The organism is Thomasclavelia sp. (genome assembly GCF_047249845.1).
In the GTDB taxonomy this organism is placed as follows: Bacteria; Bacillota_I; Bacilli_A; order Erysipelotrichales; family Coprobacillaceae; genus Thomasclavelia.
On sequence record NZ_JBKTWO010000116.1, the window covers coordinates 1 to 2,645 of the forward strand.

Below are 2,645 nucleotides of genomic sequence, written 5' to 3' on the forward strand. Positions count from 1 at the left end.
TAGAACACATATTCAAGCTGTTGAAAACACCTTAAAACTTATCCTTGCTAATATCCAAGAACTCTTTCAGTTTGAAAGAGTTTTCTTTTTTTGTATATTTGTTCGTGCTTTTATAAATATAATTTTATATAATAGAGGAAAAGGCTGGTGATATTGTGCGAAATCCATTAATGAAGAAGTCTATTATTATAACAATTATTTCACTTGTTATATTTAGTTTTTTAGCAACTCTTTATACAAACAATTTATCACGTAATCTATATGATGAAACTAACGAGTTCCTCAAGGAAATAGCTATCCAAACTGCATCATCAATCAATAACAGAATGAATGAAAATATTACTCAGCTAGATACAATTGCTTTAATGATTCATACCAATAATACAGTTGAAAAAAAATTACTAGATTATCTCAATGAACTTGCTATTGAAAGTAACATTAAGCGTTTTGGCATTGCTGATCTTGCTGGTAATGTTAGAACATCTGATCAACAAGTTTTTAACATCAAAGATCGAGACTATTTCCAAAAATCACTTCATGGTGAAAAAGTTAAATCAAATAGTATGAAAGATTTTGTAGATGGTGAACAGATTATTGTTTATTCCGTTCCTTTATATAATAAAGATGATCAAATAAATGGTGTGTTTTTTGCAACTTATGATACAGTTAAATTATCGAAGACACTAGACAATGCCTCTTTTAACAATACTGGATATTCATTTATATTTAATGAATCAGGAGACATTATTCTTTTATCTACACAAGCAGAAGATGTTAAGAATATAAAAACTATTCAAGATTTGTCCCAACAAAAAGATATTAAGATTGAAAGCATTGATAAACAAGGTTCTGGAATTATAAGTTTTACTGATCATAACAATTCTCATAATTACTTTACATATGCTAATATTAAAAATAACGACTGGTTAGTAGCTTCAGTTTTCCCTCAAGAAGTTGTCACTGATAGAATACAAAATTTAATTATAACAGCTTTTATTACATGGTTACTCATTGGTTTAGGAAGTGCTTTTCTATTAAGTTCTACTTACTTTATCCAAAAGAAAAATAAACTTCAGCTTACAAAATTAGCATTTGAAGATTCACTAACTCAGCATTATAACTTTAATAAGTTTATTGAACTTTGTAAAAATAATTCACATTTAGATCAATATGTCCTTATCAATTGTGATATTAAAGGATTTAAATGGTTTAATGAAATCTATGGTGAAGATATTGCAAACAATTTATTAATGACAATTATGAAATGTATAGATAATAAATGTCATATGGATGAACTATGCTGTCGTCAGAAAGATGATCACTTTGCTATTCTATTCAAAAAGAATAATCCTGATAAATTAAGAGAGAGATTATTTAATTTAGCAGATCAGATTCGTTATGAATTTAATAAGCTCCAGGCGACTTCACAATTTTATTTTCATTTTGGGGTTTATGAAATTATTGATAAAGATATTGATATAAAAGTTGCTTTTCAAAAAACTCAATATATTAAAAATGATTTTAAGCAATTATCACAAGATGATGTCATTCTTTATCAAGAAGATGTTTTCCAAAAAGATTTACATGATCAACAAATAGAAAAAGATTTTCTTAATGCTTTAGAAAATCAAGATTTTAAAGTATATATTCAACCAAAAGTTGATGTAAAAACAGGTAATGTATTAACTGGTGAAGCACTTGTCAGATGGCAGAATGCTGAGCATGGTTTAATTTCTCCAGGAGTGTTTATTCCAATCTTTGAAAAAAATGGAATGCTAGAATCATTGGATGTATATGTTTTTCAACAGATACTACGAACTTTAGAACATTGGCGTCATAATTATCATAAAGATATTGGTATGTCAGTAAATGTTTCAAGAACATATTTATTTAATGAGGGATTTATTGATCAGTTTATTCAACTGGTTCTTAGGCATGATATCCACCCAAGTCAAATTGAAGTCGAAATTACTGAAACAACTGCTTTAAATCACAAAAGTGAATTAATTGATATCTTAAATAAACTACGTAAACATGAAATCAGAGTTGCTTTAGATGATTTTGGAAGTGGTTATTCATCATTAAACATGTTAAAGGATTTCCCTATTGATGTTGTAAAAATCGATCAGGAATTCTTTAAAACAACATCATCAACTTATTTAAGAAGTCATATTATTATAGAAGAAGTTATTGAATTATGTCATAAATTAAATATTGTTGTTGTAGCGGAAGGTGTTGAGACACAAGAACAAAAAGATTTCTTAGTAAAGCATCATTGTAATTATATTCAAGGATATTATTACTACAAGCCCATGCCAATTCAGGAATTTGAAGATTTGTTTATCAAAAATGCTGACTAGTTTGTCAGCATTTTTTCATTTATAAAAGAAAATACCTTATTCCAATAATTCTTGGGATTATAATTTCGAGCCTCAGCATGACCTGCCTTATCAACAACAAATAAATCCTTTTCACAAGTTGCAGCGTCATAGCATTTATAAACCATTTCTGTTGGAACAAAATCATCTTGACCACCATGAATAAATAATATTGGTTGTTTCGACTTCTTAACCTGCTCTATACTAGATGCATCCTTAAAATTATATCCAGCTTTCATTTCAGCTACAATATTAGAAATATCTAAA

The 2,645-nt window shown here is 27.8% G+C and carries 2 protein-coding genes; one reads left to right on the forward strand and one right to left on the reverse strand.

The window, feature by feature from the left end; translation table 11 throughout:
- The first annotated feature begins 170 nt into the window (after window positions 1-170).
- Window positions 171-2,360, forward strand: coding sequence for an EAL domain-containing protein (locus tag ACLR9T_RS13745; protein WP_413110059.1), 2,190 nt, complete (start codon window positions 171-173; stop codon window positions 2,358-2,360).
- On the opposite strand, the gene ACLR9T_RS13750 is transcribed toward ACLR9T_RS13745, so the two are convergent.
- On the reverse strand, window positions 2,357-2,645 hold a 289-nt coding region (locus ACLR9T_RS13750; protein ID WP_413110060.1), incomplete at its 5' end, for an alpha/beta hydrolase. The two genes, ACLR9T_RS13745 and ACLR9T_RS13750, sit on opposite strands and share 4 nt — an antisense overlap.